Origin of the sequence: Georgenia satyanarayanai (assembly GCF_023715365.1) — a bacterium.
Classification (GTDB): domain Bacteria; phylum Actinomycetota; class Actinomycetes; order Actinomycetales; family Actinomycetaceae; genus Oceanitalea; species Oceanitalea satyanarayanai_B.
In genome coordinates this window covers 244,140-262,970 of record NZ_JAMBNZ010000003.1, presented here as the reverse complement: position 1 = coordinate 262,970, position 18,831 = coordinate 244,140, and the positions used below count along the sequence as shown (strand labels likewise).

Annotated in this window: 20 protein-coding genes, 1 tRNA gene and 1 riboswitch; of the genes, 16 read left to right on the top strand and 5 right to left on the bottom strand. The window is 73.6% G+C overall.

The features are described 5' to 3' along the window. The first annotated feature begins 17 nt into the window (after window positions 1-17). Complete coding sequence (locus M3148_RS05425; protein WP_251303668.1) at window positions 18-728, top strand: M50 family metallopeptidase; 711 nt, start codon at window positions 18-20, stop codon at window positions 726-728. A 54-nt stretch (window positions 729-782) separates the two neighbouring features. Then, the gene (locus M3148_RS05420) at window positions 783-1,280 is read left to right on the top strand and encodes a MarR family winged helix-turn-helix transcriptional regulator (RefSeq protein ID WP_251303667.1); all 498 of its coding nucleotides are present in this window, start codon (window positions 783-785) and stop codon (window positions 1,278-1,280) included. Window position 1,281: 1 nt separating this feature from the next. Here M3148_RS05420 and M3148_RS05415 read toward each other — a convergent pair whose 3' ends face one another. Then, entirely contained in the window at window positions 1,282-1,863 is a 582-nt protein-coding gene (locus tag M3148_RS05415) for a hypothetical protein (protein ID WP_251303666.1), read from the bottom strand. Window positions 1,864-1,988: 125 nt separating this feature from the next. Here M3148_RS05415 and M3148_RS05410 point away from each other — a divergent pair. From M3148_RS05410 to M3148_RS05400, 3 genes are all read left to right on the top strand, one after another. After that, window positions 1,989-2,062: transfer RNA gene (locus M3148_RS05410), tRNA-Gly, on the top strand. A gap of 56 nt (window positions 2,063-2,118) precedes the next feature. Next, the gene (gene dcd / locus M3148_RS05405; RefSeq protein WP_251303665.1) at window positions 2,119-2,697 is read left to right on the top strand and encodes a dCTP deaminase; all 579 of its coding nucleotides are present in this window, start codon (window positions 2,119-2,121) and stop codon (window positions 2,695-2,697) included. Then, window positions 2,697-3,704: a hypothetical protein gene (locus M3148_RS05400; RefSeq protein WP_251303664.1), complete on the top strand. Its 1,008-nt coding sequence runs from the start codon at window positions 2,697-2,699 to the stop codon at window positions 3,702-3,704. The genes dcd and M3148_RS05400 overlap by 1 nt, the downstream gene beginning before the upstream one ends. A 46-nt stretch (window positions 3,705-3,750) precedes the next feature. Here the strand turns inward: M3148_RS05400 and M3148_RS05395 are convergent, their stop codons facing one another. Genes M3148_RS05395 through M3148_RS05385 form a run of 3 tightly spaced genes read right to left on the bottom strand, consistent with a single transcriptional unit; the run spans window position 3,751 to window position 5,713 of the window. Then, complete coding sequence (locus M3148_RS05395; RefSeq protein ID WP_251303663.1) at window positions 3,751-4,371, bottom strand: DUF3618 domain-containing protein; 621 nt, start codon at window positions 4,369-4,371, stop codon at window positions 3,751-3,753. Beyond that, entirely contained in the window at window positions 4,371-4,859 is a 489-nt protein-coding gene (locus M3148_RS05390) for a phage holin family protein (RefSeq protein WP_251303662.1), read from the bottom strand. The genes M3148_RS05395 and M3148_RS05390 overlap by 1 nt, the downstream gene beginning before the upstream one ends. Continuing rightward, window positions 4,856-5,713, bottom strand: a complete 858-nt coding sequence (locus M3148_RS05385; RefSeq protein WP_251303661.1) for a hypothetical protein — start codon at window positions 5,711-5,713, stop codon at window positions 4,856-4,858. The genes M3148_RS05390 and M3148_RS05385 overlap by 4 nt, the downstream gene beginning before the upstream one ends. Before the next feature lie 349 nt (window positions 5,714-6,062). Between M3148_RS05385 and M3148_RS05380 the strand changes: the two genes are divergently transcribed. The 6 genes from M3148_RS05380 to mnhG are packed head-to-tail and all read left to right on the top strand — an operon-like array spanning window position 6,063 to window position 12,702. Continuing rightward, window positions 6,063-9,071, top strand: coding sequence for a Na+/H+ antiporter subunit A (locus M3148_RS05380; protein WP_251303660.1), 3,009 nt, complete (start codon window positions 6,063-6,065; stop codon window positions 9,069-9,071). Further along, window positions 9,068-9,589 carry a Na(+)/H(+) antiporter subunit C gene (locus M3148_RS05375; RefSeq protein ID WP_251303659.1) on the top strand — a complete coding sequence of 174 codons (522 nt, stop codon included), beginning with the start codon at window positions 9,068-9,070 and terminating at the stop codon, window positions 9,587-9,589. Before M3148_RS05380 ends, M3148_RS05375 begins: the two co-directional genes overlap by 4 nt. Beyond that, window positions 9,586-11,178 (top strand): Na+/H+ antiporter subunit D, encoded by a 1,593-nt coding sequence (locus M3148_RS05370; protein WP_251303658.1) that lies wholly within the window; start codon window positions 9,586-9,588, stop codon window positions 11,176-11,178. Before M3148_RS05375 ends, M3148_RS05370 begins: the two co-directional genes overlap by 4 nt. After that, window positions 11,175-11,837, top strand: coding sequence for a Na+/H+ antiporter subunit E (locus M3148_RS05365; RefSeq protein ID WP_251303657.1), 663 nt, complete (start codon window positions 11,175-11,177; stop codon window positions 11,835-11,837). Before M3148_RS05370 ends, M3148_RS05365 begins: the two co-directional genes overlap by 4 nt. Continuing rightward, window positions 11,834-12,256: a monovalent cation/H+ antiporter complex subunit F gene (locus M3148_RS05360; protein WP_251303656.1), complete on the top strand. Its 423-nt coding sequence runs from the start codon at window positions 11,834-11,836 to the stop codon at window positions 12,254-12,256. Before M3148_RS05365 ends, M3148_RS05360 begins: the two co-directional genes overlap by 4 nt. Further along, complete coding sequence (gene mnhG, locus M3148_RS05355; protein WP_251303655.1) at window positions 12,253-12,702, top strand: monovalent cation/H(+) antiporter subunit G; 450 nt, start codon at window positions 12,253-12,255, stop codon at window positions 12,700-12,702. Before M3148_RS05360 ends, mnhG begins: the two co-directional genes overlap by 4 nt. Window positions 12,703-12,714: 12 nt before the next feature. Here the strand turns inward: mnhG and M3148_RS05350 are convergent, their stop codons facing one another. After that, window positions 12,715-12,993: a DUF4235 domain-containing protein gene (locus tag M3148_RS05350; RefSeq protein ID WP_251303654.1), complete on the bottom strand. Its 279-nt coding sequence runs from the start codon at window positions 12,991-12,993 to the stop codon at window positions 12,715-12,717. An 81-nt stretch (window positions 12,994-13,074) separates the two neighbouring features. After that, window positions 13,075-13,180: riboswitch (TPP riboswitch) on the top strand. A gap of 51 nt (window positions 13,181-13,231) precedes the next feature. Here M3148_RS05350 and M3148_RS05345 point away from each other — a divergent pair. The 5 genes from M3148_RS05345 (at window position 13,232) to M3148_RS05325 (ending at window position 18,820) form a co-directional block, all read left to right on the top strand. Then, window positions 13,232-14,272, top strand: a complete 1,041-nt coding sequence (locus M3148_RS05345; protein WP_251303653.1) for a thiamine ABC transporter substrate-binding protein — start codon at window positions 13,232-13,234, stop codon at window positions 14,270-14,272. Beyond that, a complete protein-coding gene (locus tag M3148_RS05340; protein ID WP_440136900.1) occupies window positions 14,248-15,948 on the top strand; it encodes an ABC transporter permease in 1,701 nt (566 codons plus the stop codon). The genes M3148_RS05345 and M3148_RS05340 overlap by 25 nt, the downstream gene beginning before the upstream one ends. Beyond that, entirely contained in the window at window positions 15,942-16,955 is a 1,014-nt protein-coding gene (locus M3148_RS05335; protein WP_251303652.1) for an ABC transporter ATP-binding protein, read from the top strand. Before M3148_RS05340 ends, M3148_RS05335 begins: the two co-directional genes overlap by 7 nt. Further along, window positions 16,952-17,497 (top strand): hypothetical protein, encoded by a 546-nt coding sequence (locus M3148_RS05330; protein WP_251303651.1) that lies wholly within the window; start codon window positions 16,952-16,954, stop codon window positions 17,495-17,497. Before M3148_RS05335 ends, M3148_RS05330 begins: the two co-directional genes overlap by 4 nt. Before the next feature lie 126 nt (window positions 17,498-17,623). After that, complete coding sequence (locus M3148_RS05325; RefSeq protein WP_251303650.1) at window positions 17,624-18,820, top strand: cytochrome P450; 1,197 nt, start codon at window positions 17,624-17,626, stop codon at window positions 18,818-18,820. Window positions 18,821-18,831 lie beyond the last annotated feature (11 nt).

Sequence of the window (18,831 nt, the reverse complement as noted above, 5' to 3'; positions counted from 1 at the left end):
CACGGCACGATGGCGGGATGGACCTCACGGCGGTGCTCGCGCGGCTGCGCCCGGGTGCGCCGCTCGCCGAGCTCGGCGTCCCGGACACGGCGGTGTGGGCGGCGCTCGCCGCCGGGCTGATCGTCGTGGGCGTGCGTCCGCTGTGGCGGCTGCTCCGGGTGGCCGTCACCGTGGTCCACGAGCTGGGGCACGCGCTCGTCGGAGTGCTCGTCGGACGCTCCTTCACCGGGCTGGTCCTGCGCGCGGACATGTCGGGGCACGCCGTCACGGTGGGCCGCTCGCGCGGGCCCGGACGGGTGGCGACGACGTGGGCCGGCTACCCCGCCCCGGCGCTCGTCGGTCTCGCGCTCGTCCTCACGGGGACGAGCGGCTGGACGGGCCCGACGACCTTCGTCCTCGCGCTGCTCCTCCTGCTCGGCCTGCTGCGCTCCCGCTCGGCCTACACCGTTCTCGTCATGGTCGCGGCGCTCGCCACCTCGGGGTGGCTGTGGTGGGCGGCGGACGAGCGGGTCCGCGGACTGGCCCTGCTCACCGCGGGCGTCGTCCTGCTCCTTGGTGCCTGGCGCCACCTCGGCGCCGTGCTCCGCGCGCCGGACCGCGGCTCGGACCCGGCGGTGCTCGCCCGTCTCACCCGGGTGCCGGCGGTGCTGTGGGTGCTGAGCTTCGCCGTCGTCCTGGCCGCGTCGAGCTGGGTCGCGGCGGGCCGGCTGTGGGAGCTGCTCCGTTGACACGCACCCGAGGACCGGCAATACTTGAAAGATCAACCATGAGAGGTGGAGACGATGAGTGATCCACGCTGGCTGTCACCCGTCGAGCGGGAGACCTGGCTGAGCATCTCCGAGCTCGTCACCACACTACAGGGCGCCCTCGACACCCGTCTCCAGCAGCACGCGGGTGTCACCTTCTACGAGTACATGGTCATGGCCATGCTCTCCGAGCACGACGACCGCACCCTCCAGCTGAGCGAGCTCGCCGAGCTGACCTCGGGCTCCCTGTCCCGTCTCTCCCACGTGCTCACCCGCCTCGAGCGGCACGAGTGGGTGGTGCGCGAGCGCTCCCCGCTCAACCCGCGGGCCCGCATCGCTACCCTCACCGACGCGGGCCTGGAGAAGGTCGAGCAGACGGCTCCGGCGCACGTCCGCGACGTGCGCGAGCTCGTCTTCGACGCCATCGCTCCCGACGACGTCCCCGAGCTGGCCCGGATCCTCGCGCCGGTCCTCGACCGCGCCCGTCCGCCCGGCCGCCGCGTGCGGACCGGTCGCGGCCTGGGCGTCCGCTGACCTAGGAGGCGGCCGGCGTGCCGCCGATCTGGCGGGGCAGCGCGCGGAAGGCGCCGAGGTTCAGCGCGTCGGCGGCGATGCGCATCTGCTCGAGCTCGGGGTCCCCGAGGGTCTGGGCAACGGTGTCGAGCAGGCGGATCCGGATGGCCTCGGACTGGACGAGGACGGCCTCGCCCTTGGGTGTCAGGTGCACGAGCGTGGGCGCGGCGGCGGCGTTGGGCTCGCTGGGGTGGTGATGGCGGCTGAGCAGCCCCCTGCGCACGAGACCGGCGACGGTGGCCGCGGACGCGGCGTCGGCCTGGCCCGTGAGCCGGGCCACCGTGCGGTGGTGGTCGGCGCCCTCAGCGACGGCGGTGAGGGCCTGCAGCTCACCGAGACGCAGGCCCGTGAGCTCCTCGACGCCCCCGACGAGGAGGCGGCGTGCCCGCTCCCGCTGGGCGGAGTCGCTGTCGAGCTCGAGGATGGCGTCCAGGCCCGACCCGGGGGTCGTGCCACGCAGCACCTGGCGGGCACGGCTGAGGAGGTCCGACTCGTCGGGATCGACGGCCGGGACCGGCGGGGGATCGTCCTGCTGAAGGCTCACAGTTCGTCAACGCTACGGGACGTCGCCGGGTTCCACCCGCGGGACCGACCGCCGTCGAGGGCGGTTTCCGAACCCGCGCGTGCCGTGGCTATACTCGGCTCCGGCAGCGGCACAGCCCCTGCCACGCGGGTGTAGTTCAATGGTAGAACTTCAGCTTCCCAAGCTGACGGTGCGGGTTCGATTCCCGTCACCCGCTCCAGACGGCCGGCCCCCTACGGGACCGGCCGTTCGCCATTCGTGAGGCACAATCGCTGCGTGCTTCTCTCCGACCGTGACATCCGGGCCCAGATCGACGGCGGGCGGGTCCACCTCGACCCGTACGACCCCGCGATGATCCAGCCCGCCAGCATCGACGTCCGGCTCGACCGGTGGTTCCGGCTCTTCGACAACCACCGCTACCCGGTCATCGACCCGGCGCAGGACCAGTCCGAGCTCACCCGGCTCGTCGAGGTGGCCCCGGAGGAGCCCTTCGTCCTCCACCCCGGGGAGTTTGCGCTCGGCGCGACCTACGAGCTCGTCACCCTGCCCGACGACGTCGCCGCCCGCCTGGAGGGCAAGTCCTCCCTCGGGCGCCTGGGTCTGCTCACGCACTCCACGGCCGGCTTCATCGACCCCGGCTTCACCGGCCACGTCACCCTCGAGCTGTCGAACACCGCGACGCTGCCCATCACGCTGTGGCCGGGCATGAAGATCGGGCAGCTGTGCTTCTTCCAGCTCTCCAGCCCCGCCGAGCACCCCTACGGCTCGGGTGCGCAGGGCTCGCGGTACCAGGGGCAGCGCGGTCCCACCGCCTCCCGCTCCCACCTCAACTTCAGCCGCATCCCCCTGGGCTGATGACCGACGAGCTGCCCGCCCTCGACCGCGCCCTCGCCGAGCCGCGGCACCTGCTCGTCCTGTCCGAGGAGGTCGGGCCGGAGGAGGTCGAGGCGCTCGCCGTCTCCCACTTCGACGACGCCGGCTGGCTCGGCCCCTCGACGCTCCGGCTCACCGGCGAGGTCCAGCTGACCGGGCCGTGGCGCGTGGACGACCGCGTCCGGGCCGCACTGGACCTGCCGCACTGGGCGGCCACCGCCATGCTGCTGCGCTGCCCGGTGCAGCGCGGGGCGTCCGTCCCGCCGGAGCTGCGCGGACTCGGGGGGCTGCTCGACGCCTTCCCCGAGGGTGAGCCGGTGGGTCTGGAGCGGCGCGTCCTCGACCACCTCCTCGCCCAGGCCCGCCGCCTCGCCGGCGCGCTGCGCGTCTCGGGGACGGGCACGGTCCTCGTGCCGGACCCGGCCTCCGCCGTCGACCTCACCGTCCACACGACGGTCTGGCTGCAGCCCGCGGCCTGCGGCCGTGTGCTCGCACCCGTCCTGCCGGGGGTGCAGGCCCTCGACGTCCCCCAGGCGCCCATCCCGCCCGCCGACCGGCTGCGGGCCGACATCAGCCCCCACAGGGCGCGCGCGGTCGCCGCCCTCGACGACGGCGAGCGGGCGTGGCTGCACGCGGAGGCCGATGCCCTCGACGCCGCCGTGCTCGCCCAGCCCCAGGTGGTCGACGGCTACGCGCACCTCGCGCCCGTGCCCGGCGGGACGCTCGAGGTGCTCGTCGCCGGCGACGAGCACACGCCGGTCGTCCTGCGCGGCCTGCCGTGGGCGCGTGGCGGCGTCATCAGCTACGAGGTGCGCTGGCGGCCCGACGAGCCGGGCCTCGCGCTCGGACCGCGGCCGCCGCTGGCGCTGCGGCGCCGGCGCGAGGAGGTGCGTGCCCTCGTCGAGCGGGTCGCGGCGGTGCTCCACGCCGTCGTCGGCGGGGAGGTCGTCGACGACGACGCCTTCCTCGTCGCCCTGCCGCAGACATGACGACGTGGCGGCCCCCCGGGCAGGGGGCCGCCACGTACGCGGGGTGTCAGCGGGAGTCGCGGACGGTGCCGGCGGAGTCCTGCGCCTGGGACTTCACGTCCTGTGCGGCGCCGGTGCCCTCCTCGCGGACATGCTGGACGCCCTCCGTGGCGGTCTCCTTGAGATCCTGGACGGCCTGCTGAGCCGGCTCCCGGAGCTGCTCGGCGGTGTCCTGGGCAGCCGACTTCACCTCCTCGGTCGCCTTGGCGAGGGCGTCGCTGTCGCGCGCCCCACCCACGAGCTCGCGCTCCTTGCGGCTGGAGGGGATGAGTCCGGCCGCGAGCAGGCCCGCACCGAAGGCGATGAGGCCGGCAGCGAGCGGGTTGCCCTCCGCCTTGTCCTTGACGCGGTGCGGCGCGTCATGCGCCATGCCACCCGCGCGATCGGCCTGGTCGCGGAGGGAGCCGGCAGTGTCGGACGCGGCCCCGAAGACCTTGTCCTTCGCGTCGGTGGCGCTCCCGAAGACCTTGTCCTTGGCGTCGGTGACGGCACCGCGGATCTTGTCGCCCTGACGGTGGGCGATGTTGCTCGGGTTCACCTTGTCGCTGAGCGCGTCGACGTTCTGGCTGAGGTCGGCGCGGGTGCGCTCGATGTCACTGCGGATCGCATCGGGATCGTTGGTCGCCATCAGTGGTCCTGTCCTTTCACTGCGTCCGGGATCTTCTTCACGGTCTCTTGCGTGCGGGGCAGGCCCTCGGCCTGCTTGATCTCCTTGCGGCCGCTCACCGCGAGCACGGCGGCGACGACGGCCCAGATGACCGCGACGATGAGTGCGGACCAGCCGAGGGCCGGCTGGGCGTCCCCGTCGCCGATCATCGCGCCCAGCGCCCACCACAGGGCGAGGGAGAGGAAGAGCAGGGTGAAGTACCCGGCGAGTCCGGCGCCGCCGAACATGCCTGCGCCCTTGCCCGCCTTGCTCACGGTCTGGGAGATTTCCGCCTTGGCCAGCTCCATCTCCTGGCGCACCAGCGTGGAGAAGTCCTCGCTGATGTTGCCGATGAGCTCACCGAGGCTCGCGTCCTGGGGCGGCGGGCTGGTGCCCGGCGCCGCGGGGGGAACGTACGGGCTGGTGCCCGGCGCCCCTACGGGGGGAGTGTGACCGGGGGGCGTGCTCATCGCAGCCCGCCCGGCTGATCGCCCTGGATGTGCGTGCTCGTGCCCGTGCCGTAGGTGTGCATGGGCGGCGGGGGAGTGGCGGTGCCGCTCAGCGGGCTCGTGCCGGTGGAGTAGCCCACGGGGGTCGTGGTGGTCCCGGTGGTGCCGTGCTGGCCCGAGGCGTAGACGCCTGCGGACGTGCCGCCCGAGGTGTCGGCGTCGTCGTCGCCCATGTCCTTGAGGCTGCGGGCGACGCGGCCGGCGGCGAGGCCGAGGCCCGCGGCGATGAGCATGAAGGTGCCCGGGTTGCGGCGGGCGTAGCGGCCCACCTCCTCGAGCAGCTCGCCGGGCTCGCGGTTCTCGAGCCAGCGCCCGGCGTCGTCGGCCGCCTGCGAGGCCCACCGGGCCACGTCGGTGGCGACGCCCGGCTCCTCGGTGCCGTCGGCCATCTGGTTCATCTCGGAGGAGAAGGACCGCAGGCCGCTCGCGAGCCGCTGCTGCTGCGTGCCGGCCTGGGAGGAGATCTCGGAGGTGCCCTGGCGGTAGAGCTGCTGCGCGTGGCGCTTGGCCTCACCGGCGGCCTGCTTGACCTCGTCCTTGGCGGTGCCGGCGACGTTCGCCGCCTGCTCCTTGGCGCTTCCGGCGAGCTTGGAGGCCTCTTCCTTCGCTGCCTCCTTGGCGCCACCGTCGTCGCTGCCCTGGGCCACGTGGGCGGGGCCGGTGCTGACGGGTGCCGGCGCGCCGGGCGGGGGCGGGGTCACCGGTGCGGGCGGGGTGACGGGCGGGGGCGGCCCGACGGGCGGCCGTCCCGGAACCCCGGCGTCCTGCCCAAGTGCCTCTGGGTTTCCCGCGGGGCGGGTGAAGTCCTCGGTCATGTGGTTCAGTCCCTTCGGTGCTGATCCGGCCTCGTGGTCGTTCGAGGCACGTGCCCAGGGTGGTACGAATCGCGTCAGCGCGCCTCTCGAAACGTCCGGTCGCTGCTCACCGCACACGGAATGACACCCGCGAAGTTCCGCGAGAGAGGCGAGATCATGCGGCTTGTCCGCAACCGATTCACAACCGCGTCGGTGTGACCGGTTCCTCCGTCCTCTCGCGGACGGGGCCCGACGGCCGGTTGGTACAGTGCTGGCGTCCCCCCGCTGCGCGAGCCGCGTACGTCCGGGGCTCGCTCTGCGTGGGTACGGCCGGCGTGGACCCGATCGACGACAACACACGGAGCCGCCGGTGCTGCAGCTGCTGATCCTCCACCTCGTGGTGGCTGTGGTCGCGCCTGCGTGCATGCGCCTGTGGGGGCGCCGCTTCTTCCTCGTCCTCGCGCTCGTCCCCGCCTCGGCCGCTGCCTGGGCGGCCGCGCACGGCAGCGCCGTGCTGCGCGGGGACCACCCCGTCGTCGACGTCTCGTGGGTGCCGGCGCTCGACCTCCACCTCACCTTCCGGCTCGACACCCTGTCCTGGCTCATGGTGCTGCTCGTCGGTGGGGTCGGTGCCCTCGTCCTCGTCTACTGCGCCGCCTACTTCTCGGCCACTGCGCAGGGACTCGGGCGCTTCGCCGGCGTCTTCGTCGCCTTCGCCGGCTCGATGCTCGGCCTGGTGACGACCGACAACACGCTGCTCCTGTACGTCTTCTGGGAGCTCACCACCATCACCTCCTTCCTCCTCATCGGGCACTACCACGACCGGCAGAGCTCGCGGCGTGCGGCGGTCCAGGCGCTCGTCCTCACGACCTTCGGCGGGCTGGCGATGCTCGCCGGCTTCATCGCCCTGGGTGAGGTCGAGGGCGGGAGCTACTCGCTGAGCGAGCTCGTCGCGTCCCCGCCCGGGGGCGCGATCGTCGAGGTGGCCGTCGCGCTCGTCCTGCTCGGCGCGGTGACGAAGTCGGCGCTGCTGCCCTTCCACTTCTGGCTGCCGTCGGCCATGGCTGCGCCGACGCCGGTCAGCGCCTACCTGCACGCCGCCGCGATGGTCAAGGCCGGTGTCTACCTCGTCGCCCGCCTGGCCCCCGGCTTCGCCGACGTGCCCCTGTGGCGCTGGGCGGTGCTCCTCCTCGGCGGGGGCACCCTCCTGCTCGGTGGCTACCGCTCGCTTCGCCAGCACGACCTCAAGCTCCTGCTCGCCTTCGGTACGGTCAGTCAGCTCGGCTTCATCATCCTCCTCGTCGGCTTCGGCACCCGGGCCGCGGCGCTCGCCGGCCTGGGCCTGCTCGCCGCGCACGCGATGTTCAAGGCCTCCCTCTTCCTCGTCGTCGGGACGATCGACTGGTCCGTGGGCACCCGTGACCTGCGCGAGCTGACGGGGCTGGCCCGACGCATGCCGCTGACGGCGGCGTCCGCGGCGCTCGCGACGGCGTCGATGGTGGGGCTGCCCGTCACGCTGGGCTACGTGGCCAAGGAGGCCGCGCTCGAGTCGATGCTCCACACCCCCGGCGGCCTCGGCGCCGCCGCGCTCGTCCTCATCGTCCTCGGGTCGATCCTCACCTTCGCCTACGGGATGCGCTTCATGTGGGGCGCCTTCGCGAGCAAGCCGGGGGTCGAGCTCTCCTCCGCGCAGCGCACCTCGCGGCTCATCGTCACCCCGGCCGCCGTGCTCGCCGTCGCCGGCGTCGTCGTCGGCTTCCTGCCCGGTGGCGTCGAGCGCGTGCTCGCCCCCCACGCCGACGGCTACCCCGGCGAGCCCGGCCACCTCACCCTCTGGGGTGGCTTCGGCCCGGCGCTCTACCTCACGCTGCTCGTCGTCGCCGTCGGCGTCGTGCTCTTCCTCTGGCGTGCACCGGTCGAGCGGCTCCAGGGCGCGCTGTGGGAGTTCGACGGCGCCGCGGGGGTCTATCGCCGGATCATCCGCGGCACTGAGCGCTTCGCGGCGGACGTCACCGCCGTCACCCAGCGTGGTTCGCTGCCCGCCTACCTGTCGATCATCCTCACCGTGACGGTCGTCCTCGCCGGCGGTGCGGCCATCGCCTTCGGCATCCTGCCGACCGACGTGCGGCTGTGGGACAACGGCGTGCAGGCGGCCGTCGTCGCCTTCGTCGCCCTGGCGGCTCTCCTCGCGGCCCGCGCACGGCGCCGGCTCAAGGCCGTGCTGCTCCTCGGCGTCTCCGGCTACGGCATCGCGCTGCTCTACGAGATCCACGGTGCCCCGGACCTCGCGCTCACCCAGGTGCTCGTCGAGACGATCACGCTCGTCGTCTTCATCCTCGTCCTGCGCCGGCTGCCCGCGTACTTCTCCAACCGGCCGCTCGCCGCGTCCCGCTGGTGGCGGGCCGCGCTCGGCGCCATCGTCGGCCTCACCGCCGCCGGGCTCACCATGGTCGCCGCCGGCTCCAGGATCCACGTGCCCGTCTCGGTCGACTTCGCCAAGGAGGCCTACGAGTACGGCTACGGGCGCAACGTCGTCAACGTCACCCTCGTCGACATCCGCGCCTGGGACACGATGGGCGAGATCTCGGTGCTGCTCGCCGCGGCCACCGGCGTCGCCTCGCTCATCTTCCTCCGCGCGCGGGCGATCAAGATCGACCGCGCGACCAAGCTGAGCGACCCTCGGCAGGCCAGGGTGTGGGAGACGCCTGTCCCCGACCGCAACGTCAGCCTCTACCGCCGGATGACCGAGCGGGGCGAGGAGGCAGGTCCGGCGGGCCGCGGCCGCCAGTGGCTCAGCGCCATCCCGACCCTCGCGCCGCAGCGGCGCTCGGTCATCTTCGAGGTCGGCACCCGCCTCGTCTTCCACACGATGGTGATCTTCTCCCTCTACCTGCTCTTCGCCGGGCACAACCAGCCCGGCGGCGGCTTCGCGGGCGGCCTCGTCGCAGGCATCGCGCTCACCGTGCGCTACCTGGCCGGCGGTCGCTACGAGCTGGGCGAGGCGCTCCCGGTCCAGGCCGGCTGGATCCTCGGCTCCGGCCTCTTCCTCTCCGCCGGCGCCGGTGCCATCCCGCTGCTCTTCGGCGGGGATGTGCTCCAGTCGGCCCTCATCGAGGCGGACCTGGGCCCGATGGGCGAGCTCAAGCTCGTGACGACGATCTTCTTCGACGTCGGCGTCTACCTCGTCGTCGTCGGTCTCGTCCTCGACATCCTCCGCACCCTCGGTGCCGAGGTGGACCGCCAGGGCGAGCGGGAGGGAGACGTCGCGCCGGACGTGCCCTTCGACTCCCCGGAGGTCACCTCCGACGACGCCGCGCCCGAGGCCGCGCCCGCCGGGTGGGTCGGCAACCCGCGCCCCACGGACGGAGAGCCCCGATGATCGACACCTCGCCGAGCCTCGCGCTCATCGTGCTCATCGCCGTCCTCGTGGGTGCCGGCGTCTACCTCCTCCTCGAGCGCAGCCTCACGCGCATCATCATCGGCGTCTCCATGATCTCCAACGGGGTCAACGTCATGTTCCTCGTCGCCAGCGGCCGCGCCGGCGGGCCCCCGCTCGTGGGGACGACCGCGCCCGAGAACATGAGCGACCCGCTGCCGCAGGCCATGGTGCTCACCGCCATCGTCATCACCCTCGGGCTCACCGCCTTCCTCCTGTCCGTCGCCTACCGTGCCTGGCAGCTCAACGGCCACGACGAGGTGCAGGACGACCTCGAGGACCGCCGGATCGTCCGGCTCGCGGAGAGCAACGAGGTGCCCGCCCGCAGCACCGACGACGCCGGCACCTCGCTGGCCGAGGACGCCGCCCTGTCCCGGGACGAGACCCTCGTCCTGCCCCACAGCAGCGGCCCCAGGCGCCGTCGTCCGGGCATCGGCCTGGACGACGAGGAGCTGCGATGAGCTTCCTCCTGCCGCTGCCTGTCCTCATCCCCCTCGTCGCAGCGGGGCTGGCGCTCGCGCTCGCCCGGTTCCCCCACGTCCAGCGGATCGTCACGCTCACCGCGCTCACCACGGTGCTCGGCGTCGCGATCGCGCTGCTCGTCCTCGCCAACGACGGCCCGATGGCCGTCGACGTCGGCGGCTGGGCCGCCCCCGTGGGCATCGCGCTCGTCGCGGACCGGCTCTCGACACTCCTGCTCGTCGTGTCCGTCGCCGTCACCCTCGGGGTGCTCCTGTACTCGCTGGCACAGGGCAACGCCGACGGCGACGAGGGCGCACCGGTGGCGATCTACCACCCGACGTACCTCATCCTCTCCGCGGGCGTCTCCAACGCCTTCCTCACCGGGGACCTCTTCAACCTCTACGTCGGCTTCGAGATCCTCCTCGTCTCGAGCTTCGTCCTCATCACCCTGGGTGGGTCCCGCGAGCGGGTGCGGGCGGGCACCGTCTACATCGTCGTCTCGATCCTCTCCTCGATCCTCTTCCTCGCGGCGATCGCGCTCATCTACGCCGCCACGGGCACGGTCAACCTCGCGCAGCTGTCCCAGCGCCTCTCGGAGATCGACCCGGGGACCCAGCTCGTCCTCCAGCTCATGCTGCTCGTCGCCTTCGGGATCAAGGCGGCCATCTTCCCGCTGCACGCGTGGCTGCCCGACTCCTACCCGACGGCGCCCGCCCCGGTCACCGCGGTGTTCGCCGGCCTGCTCACCAAGGTGGGCGTCTACGCGATCATCCGGACGCAGACGCTGCTCTTCCCGGGCGGCCGGGCCGACGACGTCCTCATGGTCCTCGCGCTCCTCACGATGGTCATCGGGATCCTCGGCGCCGTCGCGCAGCAGGACATCAAACGGCTCCTGTCCTTCACCCTCGTCAGCCACATCGGCTACATGGTGTGGGGCATCGCGATGTCGACGGAGGCGGGGCTCTCCGCGGCGATCTTCTACGTCGTCCACCACATCACCGTCCAGACGGCGCTCTTCCTCGTCGCGGGCCTCATCGAGCGCCGGGGCGGCACGACGTCCCTCGCCAAGCTCGGCTCCCTCGCGCGGGTCGCGCCGCTCCTCGCCGTCCTGTACTTCGTGCCGGCGATGAACCTCGCCGGCATCCCGCCGATGTCCGGCTTCCTCGGCAAGGTCGGCCTCATCGAGGCCGGCGCGCAGCGCGGCGGCGCCCTGGACTGGACGCTCGTCGCCGCCGCGCTCGTCACGAGCCTGCTCACGCTCTACGCCGTGAGCAAGGCGTGGAACCAGGCCTTCTGGCAGGAGGCCCCCGAGCCGCTGCCGGACACCTCCACCCCCCGCTCGATGGTCGGGCCCACGGCCGCGCTCGTCGCGATGTCCCTCGCCTTCACCGTCGTGGCCGGGCCGCTGTTCGACTACACCGACCGCGCGGCCAGCGACCTGCGGGAGCAGACTCCGTACGTCTCGACGGTCCTGCCCGACGGCCGGCGCGGCTCGGGCCAGTCCTCGGACCTCACCGAGGAGGCCGAGCGCAACGGCGAGTCGGGCCAGATCAGCGACGAGCAGGAGACCCGGGAGGAGGTGCCGTGAGCCCGCACATCGCCGATCACCAGCCACAGGAGCACCGCCCGCGTGGCCGGTTCCGGCCCCGAGCCAACTGGGGCATCCTCCTGTGGCTCACTCTCGTGTGGGTCGCCCTCTGGGGCGACCTCAGCCTCGCCAACGTCGTCATCGGCGCCTTTCTCGCCGTCCTCGTCACCGCGGTGCTCCCGCTGCCCAGCACGCCCTTCGACGGCCGCTTCCGGCCCTGGGGCGTCGTGCTCCTCCTCGGCTACTTCCTGTGGGACGTCATCAAGGCGTCGGTCGAGGTCGCGGCCCTCGCCGTGCGCCGCGAGCCGCCGCACGGTGCGGTCATCCGGGTGCGCCTGCGCAGCCACAACGACGTCTACCTCACGATGGTTGCCGGCATGACCTCTCTCGTGCCCGGGTCCGTCGTCATCGAGGCGCACCGCATCACCGGGACGCTCTACCACCACATCCTCGACGTCGACATGCACGGCGGCCTCGAGCGCGCTCACCAGGCCGTCCTCGACCAGGAGGAGCGCATCCTGCGCGCCTTCGGCAGCCGCGAGGAGCTCATCGAGGCGGGCCTGACGCCGGGCAGCTCCGCGCGTGCCGGCAAGCAGCGCAGCCGCTCCGGGGACCGCGTCGACCGCGACATGGACGCCCGGCGGGAGGAGGGGTCATGACCGTCGTCTACGTCATCTGCTTCGCCGTCCTGCTGGCCGCCGGCGTCTTGTCGCTGTCCCGGGTCGAGCGCGGGCCGAGCATGTTCGACCGCATCCTCGGGGTGGACGTCACGACGGCCGTCATCATCGGCACGGTCGCGCTCATCGCCGCGGTGACCAAGCGCGGCGACCTCGTCCCCGTGCTCATCGTCCTCGCCCTCGTCGGCTTCATCGGCTCCGTCTCCATCGCCCGGTTCGCCGCGGCGGAGTCGGCGGAGGAGGGCCGCATCCTCACCAAGGACGAGCTCGAGGACATCCTCTCGCAGCGCGACGCGGAGCACGAGGGTGGGCCGGGCGCCGACGAGGACGAGGACAGCGGCTCGGTCATCGTCTCCGTCGAGTCCGACGACGACGAGGAACACCGCAGGAGGGACCGATGACCACCGACACCGTCCTCGACGTCGTCGCCGGGTTCCTGCTCATCAGCGGGTCGCTGCTCGCGCTCGTCGCGGGTCTGGGCATCGTCCGCTTCCCCGACCTGCTCTCCCGCATGCACGCGGCGACCAAGCCGCAGGTGCTCGGCCTCATGCTCCTCATGCTCGGCCTGGGGATCGAGCTGCGCAGCGTCACCGCGGGGATCACCCTGCTGCTCGTCGTCGCGTTCCAGCTCGTCACGGGGCCGATCTCCGCGCACATGTTGAGCCGCGCCGGCTACCGCACCGGCAAGGTCGACCACTCGCTGCTCGTCGTCGACGAGCTCACCGAGGACCTCGAACGGGCCGAGAAGCTCGACGAGCTCGACCGGCTCGAGCTCGAGCGGGAGAAGGACGCGGCCCGCGCGGACGAGGGCCGCGAGGCGCGCGGCACCTCGCCCGCGGACGGCTGAGGCGCGGGTCCGCTACGGCCCGGTGACCGGGCTGGGGGACTTCTTCTCCACCGGCCCGCCGTACCACTTCGCCGCGCCGGCCTGCGCCAGCTGCCGGCTCAGCCCGATGACGGCGCCGCTGACCGCGGCGAACACGACGACCTCGGTGAGGCTGACCGCGGGGTCGTCGTTGTCGTCACCGGGCGGCTCGTGCCCGGTGACGGCCTTCCACCCGATGTCGAGGAGCTTGTTGGCGAGCAGACCGGCAAGGACTGCCGACCCCGTGCTGACGATCTTCCACCCGATGTCCATGTCACTCCATCCTTGAGGGCTGGGGACAAACCTAACGGGGCCGCTGGTACCGCGCACACCTGGCCGCGAGGTAGCATCGGGAGCGAACGACAGGGGAGCACCGGACGGTGCTGAGAGTGCGGTGAGTCCGCAGACCCTCGAACCTGCTCCGGCTAGCACCGGCGAAGGAAGTCGGGATTCTCTCCCCGGGATGCGGTGGCCCCGCACCCGGACCCCTCCTTGCACCTGAGGAGGACGCATGACCACCCACCGCACCCGCACCGTGGCCGCCGGGCTCGTCGCGACGCTCGCCCTGGCGGCGTGCAGCGCCACCGTCTCGAGCGGGGGAGGCGGCGAGGACACGAACGTGCTCCGCGTCGTCACCCACGACTCCTTCACCCTCAGCGAGGGGCTCCTCGCCGGCTTCGAGGAGCGCACCGGCTACACCGTCGAGCAGATCACCCCCGGCGACGGCGGCGCCCTCGTCAACCAGCTCGTCCTCACCCGCGACAACCCGCTGGGGGATGTCGTCTACGGCATCGACAACTCCTTCGCGGCGCGAGCCGTCGAGGAGGGCGTCCTCCAGCCCTACCGCTCCCCGGACGCCGTCGAGACCGCGATGGAGGACGCCCTCACCGCCGTCGACTTCGGGGACGTGTGCGTCAACGTCGACCACGAGTGGTTCCGGGAGCACGGTGTCCCCGAGCCACAGACGCTCGAGGACCTCACCGACCCGACCTACGCCGACCTGCTCGTGGTGACCAACCCCGCGACGTCGTCGCCCGGGCTCGCCTTCCTCCTCGCGACCGTCGGCGCCTTCGGCGAGGACGGGTGGGAGCAGTACTGGCGTGACCTCACGGCCAACGGCGCGCGGGTCGTCGAAGGCTGGTCCGACGCCTACTACGTCGACTTCTCCGGCTCCGAGGGCGCCGGGCCGCGGCCGCTCGTCGTGTCCTACTCCTCCTCACCCGCCGCGGAGGTGCCCGAGGACGGCGCCGCGCCGCGGACGGGAGCGCTGCTCGAGACCTGCTTCCGCCAGACCGAGTACGCCGGCGTGCTGGCCGGGGCCGAGAACGTCGAGGGCGCCCAGGAGTTCGTCGACTTCCTCCTCTCGCCCGAGGTCCAGGCCGACATCCCGGGCAGCATGTTCATGTACCCCGTGCTCGACGGCGTCGCGCTGCCCCAGGAGTGGGCGGACCACGCCCCGGTGAGCCCGGCGCCCCACGAGGTGGAGCCGCAGGCCATCACCGACAACCGGGACCGGTGGATCGAGACGTGGACCGAGATCGTCGTCGGCTGACCCGGCGCAGCCAGGCGGGCGCGCTCGCCTGGGTGCTCGGCGCCGGGGTGCCGCTCGCGTTCCTCTCCGTCTTCTTCCTGTGGCCGGTCGCGACGATGGTCGCGCGCGGCTTCGTTCCCGGCGGCACCCTCGACCTCGGCGGCATCTCCGAGGTGCTCTCGCGGCGGCGGACGTGGCGGGTCATCGGGATCACGGTCGGCCAGTCACTCACCGCGACCGTGGCCGCCCTGCTCCTCGGGGTCCCGGGCGCCTACGTGCTCTACCGCTGCCGCTTCCGGAGCCGCCGGCTCGTGCGCGGCTTCGTCACGGTGCCCTTCGTGCTGCCGACGGTCGTCGTGGGCGTCGCCTTCCGCTCACTTCTCGTGGAGACCGGACCGCTCGGCTTCCTCGGCATCGACGGGACCTTCGCGGCGGTCGTCGCGGCGCTCGTGTTCTTCAACTACGCGCTCGTCGTGCGCACCGTCGGGGCGCTGTGGGAGCGGCTCGACCCGCGCGCCGAGGAGGCGGCCCGCAGCCTCGGCGCCTCCCCGTGGCGGGCGTTCCGCACGGTGACCCTGCCCGCGCTCGCCCCGGCCGTCGTCTCGGCGGGCGCCGTCGTCTTCCTCTTCTGCGCCACGTCCTTCGGGGTCGTCCTGACCATGGGCGGGCTGCGCTACGGGACGATCGAGACCGAGGTGTGGATCCAGACCACCCAGTTCCTCGACCTGCGGGCGGCTGCCGTGCTCTCGGTGCTCCAGCTCCTCGTCGTCGGCGCCGCCCTGCTCCTCGCCTCCCGCGCCCGCCGGCACTACGACCGCTCCCTCCACCTGCGCGCCGACCGTTCCGCCACCCACCCGCTGCGGCTGCGCCAGGCCGGGCGGCCGGGACCGGACGCGCCCGCCACAGCCCTCACCGCCGTCGTCGTCCTCGGGCTGCTCGTCCTGCCGCTCGCCCACCTCCTCGCCGGCTCGCTGCGCACTCCCGAGGGCTGGGGCCTGGGCAACTACCGCCGGCTGGCGACGACGGGCGGCACCAACGCCCTCACCGTCACCGTGTGGGAGGCGGCCCTCAACTCCCTGCGCGCGGCCGTGGACGCGACCGTCATCGCCGTCGTCGTCGGCACGCTCGTCGCGCTCGTCGTCTCCCGCCGGCCGCGCTCGCCGGGCGGGCGCCGGGCGCTGGGGGTGCTCGACGCCGTCTTCATGCTCCCGCTCGGGGTGTCCGCGGTGACGGTCGGCTTCGGCTTCCTCATCACCCTCGACTCCCCGCCCCTCGACCTGCGCGGCTCGGCGCTCATCGTGCCGATCGCCCAGGCGGTGGTCGCGGTGCCGCTCGTCGTGCGGACCGTGCTGCCCGTCCTCCGGGCGATCGACCCGCGGCTGCGGGAGGCGGCGGCCGTCCTCGGGGCGTCCCCCGGACGCGTGCTCGCGACCGTCGACGGTCCCTTCCTCGTCCGTGGCCTCGGCCTCGCGGTGGGCTTCGCCTTCGCGGTCTCGCTCGGGGAGTTCGGCGCCACCGCCTTCCTCTCCCGCCCCGAGAGCCCCACGCTGCCGGTCGTCATCTTCCGGCTCATCGGCCGCCCCGGCGCCGAGAACTACGGGATGGCGCTCGCGGCGTCCGTCGTCCTGGCCACCCTCACCGCCGGCGTCATGATGCTGGCCGAACGGCTCCGAGGAGACAGGATGGGTACGTGGTGAACGGACTGGAGGTCCGCGAGGCGGTCCTCACCTACCCCGGCGGCCCGACGGCGGTGGACGACGTCAGCCTCGACGTCCCCGCCGGTGAGGTGCTCGCGCTGCTCGGGCCCTCCGGCTGCGGGAAGTCCTCGCTGCTCCGGGCGGTGGCCGGGCTCGAGCCGCTCACCGCGGGGCAGGTGCGCTGGGACGGGGACGACCTCGCGGCCGTGCCCGTGCACCGGCGCGGCTTCGGGCTCATGTTCCAGGACGGCCAGCTCTTCCCGCACCGCGACGTCGCGGGGAACATCGCCTACGGGATCGCCGGGCTGCCGCGCGCCGAGCGCGAGGCGCGCGTCGCCGAGCTGCTGCGCCTCGTGGGCCTGCGGGACTACGGTGAGCGCCCGGTGACGACGCTCTCGGGCGGCGAGCAGCAGCGGGTGGCCCTCGCGCGTGCGTTGGCGCCGCGCCCGCGGCTGCTCCTGCTCGACGAGCCGCTCTCCTCCCTGGACCGCTCCTTGCGTGAGCACCTCGCCGGCGAGCTCCGCGACATCATCCACGCGACGGGCACGACCGCCGTCTACGTCACCCACGACCACGACGAGGCCTTCACGGTCGCCTCCCGCATCGCCGTCATGGCCCGCGGCCGCGTCCTGCAGTCCGACACGCCCGAGCGGTTGTGGCGCGCGCCCGCGAGCGAGGAGGTGGCGCGGTTCCTCGGCTACGGGCCGGTCGTCGACGCCGTCGTCGCCGACGGGCGGGTGCTGGGGCCACTGGGCGCCGTCACGCTGCTGCCCGCCGGTGCGGGCGGCGCGGTGCGCCTCGCCCTGGGCCCGCGCGCGCTCGTCCCCGACGACGACGGCGAGCCGGTCCCCGTCCGCGGGTGGCGGGTGCGCCGCGGGGAGCGCGAGCTGGACGTCACGCTGCCCGACGGCCAGGGGGCCGTGGTCCGCCTCCCGGCCGACGGTGCCGTGCCGCGGACCGCCCGGGTGCGGGTGGCCGCCGAGCACGTCGCGGTGGTGCCCGGGTGAACGAGACGCTCGTGCTCCTCCTCCTCGTGGCGGTCGTCGCGGTGCCGGCGCTGCTGCTGGCACGCTCGCGCCGGCGGCTTGGCAGCGCCGTCCGCCGCACCGAGCGGCTGGAGGTCTGGGCCGCGCCGCGTGGCTGGCGGGTGCTCGGCGCCGCCCCGGAGGTGCTCGGCCGCTGGCAGTGCCCGCCCTTCGCGGCACCGGAGCGGGAGGTGGAGGACGCCGTCGCGGGGGAGTACCGCGGCCGGGAGGCGACGTCCTTCCGCCTCGGGACGGCGCCGCCGCGCGAGGTCGCCCACGTCCTCACCGTCGAGCTGCACGCCGCGGTGCCGGTGGCACAGATGATGACCGGCGGCGTCCCCGCCGAGGAGCTGGGCGCCGAGGGCGGCGCGTGGCTGGGCGAGCGCGCCCCGACGGGGCTGTCGCTGCGGGTGGAGCGGGGCGTCGTCCTCGGCTGGCTCCCCGGCGAGCCGCTCCTCACCGAGCTGGACCGCTACCTCGACGTCCTCGTCGACGTCGCCGAGCGGCTCGAGCGCCTCCCGTAACCACCACCGCACCCCACCCCGCACATATGCGCGGATTCTGCGGCCGGTGCGCCTCGTTGTGCACCAGATTCACCCATATGCGGAGGTTGGGACGGTGACGGGCGGGCGCGTTGGGAGAATGGCCGGATGACTGAGCACCTTCCGACGGACGAGCTGAGCACGGCACCCGGCACCACCCCGGCCCCGGACTGGAACCCGCGCGGGCCGCGGGTGCGGCGTGACCCGTTGGCCGCCTACGACGAGATGCGCGGGCATTGCCCCGTGGCGCGCGGGCCGGCCGGGGACTGGACCTTCTTCTCCCACGCCGCGGTCACCACCGCCGCGCTGGACGACCGCACCTTCTCCAACGGCGTCTCCCGTTTCCTCCAGGTGCCCAACGGCCTGGACGGGCCCACCCACACCGCCTACCGCGCCGTCGTCGACCGGTACTTCACGCCGGAGCGGATGCGCGCCCTCGAGCCGGCGGTCGAGCGGGTCGCCACCGAGCTCGTCGCGGGCCTCGACGTGCCGGGAGCGGTCGACGCCGTCGCGGTCGGTGCGCGCTTCGCGGTGCGCGCCCAGTGCGCCTGGCTGGGCTGGCCGGCCGAGCTCGAGGACGAGCTGCTCCGGTGGATGGCCGACAACCACGCCGCGAGCCGCTCGGGCGACCGCGCCCGCACCGCCGAGGTCGCCGCGCGCTTCGACGCGATCATCCGCTCCCTCACCGACGCGCGCCGGCAGGCCGGCGCGGACGCTCCCGACGACGTGACGACCGAGCTCGTCCGCGACCGCGTGGACGGACGCCCGCTGACTGACGAGGAGATCGTCTCCCTCCTGCGCAACTGGACCGGCGGTGACCTCGGCTCGATGGCCCTGTGCGCCGGCGTCGTCCTCAGCCACCTCGCCGACCACCCGCCGCTGCAGGACCGGTTGCGGTCCGGGGTGTCGGACCGCGAGCTGAACGCGGTCCTCGACGAGATCCTCCGGATCGACGACCCCTTCGTCAGCAACCGGCGGGTCGCGACCGAGGCCGTCACGCTCGCCGGCCGCGAGATCGCCGCCGGGGACCGCGTCCACCTCAGCTGGACGGCGGCCAACCGCGACCCGCGGGTCTTCGGCGACCCGGACGACTTCGCGCCCGAGCGCAACGCCCCCTACAACCTCGTGTGGGGCATCGGGCGGCACGTGTGCCCCGGACGCCCGCTCGCCACCCTCGAGCTGCGGGCGCTCACCCGCGCCGTCCTCGCCGCGACGACGTCGGTGGACCCGGACCCCGACCGGCCGCGTGAGCGCGCGCTGCCCCCGGTCGGCGGCTACGCCGTCGCCCCCGTCCGCCTCCGCTGAGCCCAACGAGG